This window comes from Microterricola pindariensis (genome assembly GCF_002936985.1).
Taxonomy (GTDB): Bacteria; Actinomycetota; Actinomycetes; order Actinomycetales; family Microbacteriaceae; genus Microterricola; species Microterricola pindariensis.
The window spans coordinates 1-7,738 of sequence record NZ_MPZN01000104.1 but is presented as its reverse complement, the minus strand read 5'-3'; the positions used below and the strand labels follow the sequence as shown (position 1 = coordinate 7,738).

Genomic DNA, 7,738 nt, shown 5'->3' with positions numbered 1-7,738 from the left:
GCCGTCGCCCGCATCCCCAGCCAGGGCGAGCTGGCGATCAAACTGGTGCTCAGCCGCGGCGTCGAGCACGGCCCGAGCCCGACCGCCTGGCTTCACGCCAGCGCGGCGAGCGACTTCGGCCCGGTGCGGCAGAGCGGGGTGCGCGTCATCACCCTGGACCGCGGCTACGACCGCGGCGTCGCGGAGCGCGCCCCCTGGCTGCTGCTCGGCGCCAAGACGCTCAGCTACGCCGTGAACATGGCCGCCCTGCGCGAGGCGCACCGGCGCGGCGCCGACGACACCATCTTCGTCACCAGCGACGGCTACGTGATGGAGGGCCCGACGTCATCCGTCATCATCCGGCACGGCGACGTGTTCTCAACGCCCGCCCCGAGCGGCGCGATCCTGCACGGCACCACCCAGCGCAGCCTGTTCGACTACCTGGAGCGCCACGGGCACGCCGTGAGCTACCGCGACATCAGCATCGAGGAGCTGCGCACGGCGGATGCCGTCTGGCTGGTCTCCAGCGTGCGCCTGGCCGTGGCCGTCATCGAGCTCGACGGCGTGCAGATGCCGGTGGACGCCCCGCTCACGGAGCTCTTCACCGAGTACCTGCTCTCGCCGCGGGACTAGCCCAGCGGATCAGGCGGGGACGATCAACCGAAGCGGCCGGAGACGTAGTCCTCGGTCGCCTGCACGCTCGGGTTCGAGAAGATCGTCGTCGTGTCGTTGTACTCGATGAGCTTGCCCGGCTTGCCTGTGCCGGCGATGTTGAAGAAGGCGGTGCGGTCGGAGACGCGCGAGGCCTGCTGCATGTTGTGGGTCACGATCACGATCGTGTACTCATTCTTGAGCTCTTCGATCAGGTCCTCGATGGCGAGCGTCGAGATCGGGTCGAGGGCGGAGCAGGGCTCGTCCATCAGCAGCACGTCGGGCTGAACGGCGATGGCGCGGGCGATGCAGAGGCGCTGCTGCTGGCCGCCGGAGAGGCCGGATCCCGGCTGGTTCAGGCGGTCCTTGACCTCGTTCCACAGGTTGGCGCCGCGCAGCGAGCGCTCGATCAGGTCGTCGGAGTCGCTCTTGCTCATCCGGGTGTTATTGAGCTTGACGCCGGCCAGCACGTTGTCGCCGATCGACATCGTCGGGAACGGGTTGGGCCGCTGGAACACCATGCCGACCTGGCGGCGCACCAGCACGGGGTCGACGCCGGGGCCGTAGAGGTTGTTGCCGTCGATGAGCACCTCGCCCTCGACGCGGGCACCGGGGATCACCTCGTGCATGCGGTTCAGCGTGCGCAGGAAGGTGGACTTGCCGCATCCGGAGGGCCCGATGAACGCCGTCACGGTGCGCGGCTCGATGGTGAGGGTGACGTCTTCGACGGCGAGGAACTTGCTGTAGTAGACGTTGAGGTCGTTGACTTCGATGCGCTTGGACATTGATTCCTTGGATGCTTGTGGCGACGGGAGCGGGGGCTAGCGCGCGATCTTCGGCGTGAAGAACTTGGCGATGAGTCTGGCGATGATGTTGAGCAGGGCGACGATGAGGATCAGCGTGAGAGCGCCGGCCCAGGCCCTGTCGATGTAGGCCTGCATGTCGGAGCCCTGGTTCATGTACTGCGTGTACACGAACACGGGCAGGGTCATCATGCGCTCGCTGAACAGGTCGTAGTTCATGCTCGAGGTGAAGCCGGCGATGATCAGCAGCGGGGCCGTCTCGCCGATCACGCGGGCGATGGAGAGCATGATGCCGGTGATGATTCCGGCGATGGATGTCGGCAGCACGACCTTCAGCACGGTGAGCCACTTCGGCACGCCGAGGGCGAAGGCCGCCTCGCGCAGCTCGTTCGGCACCAGCTTGAGCATCTCCTCGCTCGAGCGCACCACAACCGGGATCATGAGCACGCTGAGGGCGACGGCGCCGCCGATGCCGAAGCGGATGCCGGGGTCGTTGGTGATCAGCGCGAACAGCGCGAACGCGAACAGGCCGGCGACGATCGAGGGGATGCCGGTCATCACGTCGACGAAGAAGGTGATGCCGCGGGCCAGGCTGCCGCGGCCGTACTCGACGAGGTAGATCGCGGTGAGCAGGCCGATCGGCACCGAGATGAGGGCGGCCGCTCCGGTAATGAGCAGGGTGCCCGTGATGGCGTGCAGCGCGCCGCCGCCCGGGCCGACCACGTTGCGCATCGAGTGGGTGAAGAACTCCATGTCGAAGCGGGGGAGGCCGTTTACGATGGTGGTGAACGTCACCGAGATCAGCGGCAGCAGGGCGATCGTGAAGGCGAGCGCGACGAGCGCCGTGACGAGGCGGTCCTTCGCCTTGCGGGAGCCCTCGACGGCGCGAGAGACGCTCCAGATCAGCAGGCAGAACAGCAGCACGCCGAAGAAGACGGTGCCGACGATGTTGAAGTCGTTGGTGATGCCGGCGGCGAAGAGCACGCCGAAGAAGGCGCCGGTCACGGCGAAGCTGGTCAGCAACAGCCAGAGGCTCGCGCGCCGGGGCAGCATGCCCGCGGTGAGCGAGTTCGTGATGGGGGCCGCGGTGAGGGTGGTGCTCATCAGTTCGCTCCCGAGAAGGCCTTGCGGCGGTTGATCACGAAGCGGGCCACCATGTTGACGGCCAGCGTGATGAGGAACAGGATCAGGCCGGTCGCGATCAGGACGTTCACGCCCACGCCGTGCGCCTCGGGGAAGTTCAGGGCGATGTTGGCGGCGATCGTGGAGGGGTTCTGCGACTGCAGCAGGGCGAAGCTGATCACGGATGCCGGCGAGAGCACCATGGCGACGGCCATCGTCTCGCCGAGCGCGCGGCCGAGGCCGAGCATCGCGGCCGAGATGATGCCGGGGCGGCCGAAGGGCAGCACGGCCATGGTGATCATTTCCCAGCGGGTCGCGCCGAGGGCCAGGGCGGCCTCCTCGTGCAGGCGCGGCGTCTGCAGGAACACCTCGCGGCAGAGCGCGGTCATGATCGGCAGGATCATGACGGCGAGCACCACGGCGACGGTGAGGATGGTGCGGCCGGTGCCGGAGACCGGGCCGGCGAAGAGGGGGAACCAGCCGAACCACTCGACCAGCTGGGAGTAGAGCGGCTGCAGGGCCGGGGCGAGCACGGTGATGCCCCAGAGGCCGAAGACGACGGAGGGCACGGCGGCCAGCAGGTCGACGACGTAGCCGAGCGACTGCGCGAGCTTGCGCGGAGCGTAGTGCGAGATGAAGAGGGCGATGCCGATCGCGACGGGCACGGCCATGAGCAGGGCGAGGGCGGCGGCCCAGACGGTGCCGAACGCCAGCGGCCAGACGTAATCCCAGAAATTGGTGATGCCGCCCTTGAACGCGGACTCGTCGGCGGTGAATGCCGGGAGCGACTGGGCGACGAGGAAGATCGCCACTGCGGCGAGCACGACAAGGATCAGGCTTCCCGCCACCACGGTGGCGGTGGAGAAGATGCGGTCGCCTGGGCGCTGTTTGGCCTTGATCGGCGGGGCGACGGCTGTCGTCATGCGGGCTGGATCCCTCTTCTTCGTAGTTCGGTGTGACTGTGCTGCGGGGGAGGGAAGCCGTGTGCCCGGCCGCTTCGGCATGACTGCCGAGACGGCCGGGCGAGCGGCATCCCGTGTTACTTGATCGAGGCGATCACATCGGCAACCTTGGTCTGCAGCTCCGCGGAGAGCGGGGCGGCACCGGCGGAGGCTGCGGCCTCCTTCTGGCCTTCATCGCTGGCCATGAAGCCGACGTAGCTCTTGACGAGCTCGCCCACCTTGGCGTCTGCGTAGTCGGTGCAGACGATCGCGTAGCTGACCAGCACCAGCGGGTAGTGGGTCGGGTCGGTCGTCTTGCGGTTCAGCGAGATCGCGAGGTCGTCGGCCGCGCGGCCCTCGACCATCGGCGACTCGGCGACGACGGCGGCCGCAGCCTCGGCCGTGTACTGGACGAACTCGTCGCCGACCTTGATCTTGGCGACGCCGAGGTCACCGGCGCGCGAGGCGTCCGCGTAGCCGATGGTGCCGACGCCGGTGGTGACGGCGGAGACGACGCCCGAGGTGCCCTGGGCGCCCTCGCCTGTCTGGAACGGGAAGGTGTCGGCCGGCTTCTCGGTCCAGACGTCCGGTGCGACCTGGTTGAGGTAGTCGGCGAAGTTCTTGGTGGTGCCCGAGTCGTCGGAGCGGTGCACGGCGGTGATGTTGGTGGCCGGCAGCGTGGCGTCGGGGTTCAGGGCGACGATGGCCGGGTCGTTCCAGACGGTGATGTCGCCCTTGAAGATCTGGGCGAGCGTCGCCGCGTCGAGGTTCAGCTCGGTGACGCCCTCGATGTTGAAGATCACGGCGATCGGGGAGATGTACACCGGGAGGTCGACGGCGGTGGTGCCGGGGGCGCACATGGCGAACTCGCCGGCGAGCTCCTCGTCCTTGAGGTAGGAGTCGGAGCCGGCGAAGGCGGCGCCGCCGGCGAAGAAGCTCTCGCGGCCCGCGCCGGAACCGGTCGGGTCGTAGTTGATGGTGACATCGGGGTTCGCGGTCTGGAACGACGCGGTCCACGTCTCCTGGGCGGAGCCCTGCGAGGAGGCGCCGGCGGCGTTGAGCGTACCGGAGAGGGCGGTCGCCGTCTCGGTGGGGGCGTCGCCGGCGGGGGCGGTGCCCTCGTTCGCGGCGCACGAGGAAAGTACAAGAGCAGCGGCAACAGCTACGACCGCGGGGCGGCCGAGACGCTTGATGTTCACGTGAGTCCCTTTCAGGGGGTTCGGATGCTTGACACAGGCCGGTGCTGGCCTGGTGTCGAAGCTAGGCTCCTCGGTTAACGAGCATCCCCCCGGTCGGTGAACGCGAGGTTAACGCGGGGCGACATGTGCGCATGCGGGTGCCGATTCCCGGCGTTCTCGCAGGCACCACGGCGGATGCCGCAGACCCCGCTGGTCGAGTAGCGAGGAACGAGCGTATCGAGACCTCGCACGCGGAACGGTCCCGCCCTGTCACGGTCTCGATACGGCCCTGGCGGGCCTCCTCGACCAGCGGGGAGGGCGCCAGCGACTGATGCCAGCGGGGCGAGGCCGGCTAGACGCGTGGGGAGTGCGTCTCGATCGCGATGATGCCGGAGCTGGGGTTGCTGCGGGAGAGGTGCACGATCGAGAAGGCTCCGGTCTCCAGCGCCGCGGCATCCGAGAGGTAGGAGCCCTGGGTGGTGCCGGTGGCCAGCGCGATCTCGCGCAGGATGTCGGGCAGCACCGGGCCGTGGCTGCACAGCACGGCCGTCTTGCGGGCGCGCACGCGCTTGCCGACGACGGCGCGCACGTCGCTGGTGCCGTCCTCCCAGGCGTCCTGGCTGATCAGCTCGGTGCGGCGGATCTCCTGGCCGAGCGCGACGGCCAGCGGAGTCACGGTGGTCACGCAGCGGGTGGCCGTGCTCGAGACGATCCTGCGCGGGCGCCAGGCGGCGAGCGTCGGCACGTTGCCGGCCGCCTGCTGCACGCCTCGCTCTGTCAGCGGCCGGGTGGCATCCGGGCCGTCCCACGCCGACGGCGCGACGGCTTTGCCGTGGCGGAGCGCGATGATGGCGAACGTCGAGGTGACGCCCGCATCGACCAGCGCGGCGAAGTGCTCGAGGATCTCGACGTCGGTCGGGTAGCTCAGGTAGCCGCGGGCGCGCTTGATGGTGACCCACTCCAGCGCGGCGACCTCGCCATTGGGCACGAAGGTGGAGCGCTGGATGGCCTCGTCGCTGACCTCGGCCGCCCAGTAGTGCACGATCTTCTCGCGGCCGTTGCCGAGCGGGTAGTTGGCGATGCCGACGGGGACGCCGAGCGCGATGGCCAGGCCGGTCTCCTCGAGGATCTCGCGCACGGCGGTCTGTGGCAGCGTCTCGCCGGGGTCGACCTTGCCCTTGGGGATGGTGACGTCGCCATGCACCGTGCGGTGAATGACGAGAACCATGACCTTGCCGTCGACGATCCGCCAGCAGACGGCACCTGCCGCGTAGATGGCGGTTGTCACCGGCGGCCCCCTGGGCGCTTCCTCTGGGCGATTTGCTGCATCAGCCTATTCTGCAGGTCATCGAGCGGATGCCCCGCATCGTCCAGGTGGTGCCGGATCCAGACGCCGTCGGCGCCAAGCTCCCACGCGCTGGTGCGCGGGTTGAACGCGCGCTCGAACAGGGCGTCGATCTGGGCCAGGTGCTCGGGTGCGACCAGCCGCACCAGCGCCTCGACGCGGCGGTCGAGGTTGCGGTGCATCATGTCGGCGCTGCCGATGTACGCCTGCGGGTCGCCGTCGTTCAGGAAGCTGAAGATGCGGGAGTGCTCGAGGTAGCGGCCGAGGATCGAGCGCACGCGGATGTTCGCGCTCATCCCCTCGACGCCCGGCTTGAGGCTGCAGATGCCGCGCACCCAGATGTCCACGGGCACGCCGGCATTGCTGGCCCGGTAGAGCGCGTCGATGATGGCCTCGTCGACCATCGAGTTGACCTTGATCCGGATGCCGGCCGGCCGCCCGGCGAGCGCGTTCGCCGTCTCGTCGTCGATGCGCTTGAGCAGCCCCTTGCGCAGGTGCAGCGGCGCGACGAGCAGGCGCTTGAACTTCTTCTCGATCGCGTAGCCGCTCAACTCGTTGAACAGCCGGGTCAGGTCCTTGCCGACCTGGTCGTCGGCGGTGAAGAGCCCGAGGTCCTCGTAGATGCGGCTCGTCTTCGGGTTGTAGTTGCCGGTGCCGATGTGGCTGTAGTGGCGCAGCTCGCCCTGCTCCTGGCGGATGACGAGGGCTAGCTTGCAGTGCGTCTTCAGCCCGACCAAGCCGTAGACGACGTGCACGCCGGCCTTCTCGAGCTTGCGCGCCCAGCTGATGTTGGCCTGCTCGTCGAAGCGGGCCATGATCTCGACCAGGGCCAGCACCTGCTTGCCGGACTCGGCGGCATCGATGAGCGCCTCCACGATCGGGCTGTCGCCCGAGGTGCGGTAGAGCGTCTGCTTGATGGCGAGCACGTCCGGGTCGGCGGCGGCCTGCTCGATGAACGCCTGCACGCTGGTGGCGAAGGACTCGTAGGGGTGGTGCACGAGGATGTCGTCGCGGGAGATGGAGGCGAAGACATCCGGTTTCGCGTTCGGCTCGATCGGCTGCAGCTGCACGCTCGTCGTCGGCACGTGCTTGGGGAAGCGCAGGTCGGGGCGGTCGATGCGGCCGAGGTCGAACAGCCCTCCGAGGTCGAGCGGGGAGGGCAGCCGGTACACCTCCTGCTCGCTGACATCCAGCTCGCGCACGAGCAGGCCGAGGGTGACGTCATCCATGTCGTCGGTGACCTCGAGCCGGATGGGCGGGCCGAAGCGACGTCTCAGCAACTCCTTCTCGAGCGCTTGGATCAGGTTCTCTGTCTCGTCCTCGTCGACGACGACGTCTTCGTTGCGGGTGACGCGGAAGACGTGGTGGGCGACGATCTCCATGCCGGGGAACAGGTCGCCGAGGTGGTTGGCGATCAGGTCCTCGAGCGTGATGAAGCGCTGCCGGGTCGGATCCTCCGAGGTGATCTCGAGGAAGCGGGGCAGCATCTGCGGCACCTTGAGGCGGGCGAACTCCTGCCGGCCGGTGCGGGTGTTGCGCACGCGCACAGAGAGGTTGAGCGAGAGCCCGGAGATGTAGGGGAACGGGTGGGCCGGGTCGACGGCCAGCGGCATCAGCACGGGGAAGATCTGCCGGGAGAAGTAGTCGTCCAGGCGCTCCTGCTCGGCGGCGTCCAGCGCCTCCCAGCGCACGATGTCAATGCCGGCATCCGCCAGCGCC

7 protein-coding genes are annotated in these 7,738 nt (G+C 68.6%); 1 reads left to right on the top strand and 6 read right to left on the bottom strand.

What is annotated here, in order from left to right:
• Positions 1-612, top strand: a 612-nt coding sequence (locus tag GY24_RS16795; RefSeq protein ID WP_104477723.1) for an aminotransferase class IV, incomplete at its 5' end; no start/stop codon positions are given.
• 23 nt (positions 613-635) lie between these two features.
• Here GY24_RS16795 and pstB read toward each other — a convergent pair.
• The 6 genes from pstB to GY24_RS16765 all read right to left on the bottom strand — a co-directional run.
• A complete protein-coding gene (pstB, locus tag GY24_RS16790) occupies positions 636-1,415 on the bottom strand; it encodes a phosphate ABC transporter ATP-binding protein PstB (protein WP_083364898.1) in 780 nt (259 codons plus the stop codon).
• A gap of 36 nt (positions 1,416-1,451) precedes the next feature.
• Positions 1,452-2,537: a phosphate ABC transporter permease PstA gene (pstA, locus tag GY24_RS16785; protein ID WP_104477721.1), complete on the bottom strand. Its 1,086-nt coding sequence runs from the start codon at positions 2,535-2,537 to the stop codon at positions 1,452-1,454.
• Positions 2,537-3,478 carry a phosphate ABC transporter permease subunit PstC gene (gene pstC, locus GY24_RS16780; RefSeq protein WP_104477719.1) on the bottom strand — a complete coding sequence of 314 codons (942 nt, stop codon included), beginning with the start codon at positions 3,476-3,478 and terminating at the stop codon, positions 2,537-2,539. Before pstC ends, pstA begins: the two co-directional genes overlap by 1 nt.
• A 116-nt stretch (positions 3,479-3,594) precedes the next feature.
• Positions 3,595-4,695, bottom strand: a complete 1,101-nt coding sequence (gene pstS / locus GY24_RS16775) for a phosphate ABC transporter substrate-binding protein PstS (RefSeq protein ID WP_104477717.1) — start codon at positions 4,693-4,695, stop codon at positions 3,595-3,597.
• Between the two features lie 331 nt (positions 4,696-5,026).
• Positions 5,027-5,962, bottom strand: a complete 936-nt coding sequence (locus GY24_RS16770) for an NUDIX hydrolase (RefSeq protein WP_104477715.1) — start codon at positions 5,960-5,962, stop codon at positions 5,027-5,029.
• A partial coding sequence (locus GY24_RS16765; RefSeq protein WP_104477713.1) for an RNA degradosome polyphosphate kinase occupies positions 5,959-7,738 on the bottom strand: 1,780 nt, incomplete at its 5' end. The genes GY24_RS16765 and GY24_RS16770, both read right to left, overlap by 4 nt.

What these genes read in the sequence shown, in the direction of transcription:
- pstB (WP_083364898.1), bottom strand. Translation starts at nt 1,415, where the DNA reads ATGTCCAAGCGCATCGAAGTCAACGACCTCAACGTCTACTACAGCAAG.
- pstA (WP_104477721.1), bottom strand. Translation starts at nt 2,537, where the DNA reads ATGAGCACCACCCTCACCGCGGCCCCCATCACGAACTCGCTCACCGCG.
- pstC (WP_104477719.1), bottom strand. Translation starts at nt 3,478, where the DNA reads ATGACGACAGCCGTCGCCCCGCCGATCAAGGCCAAACAGCGCCCAGGC.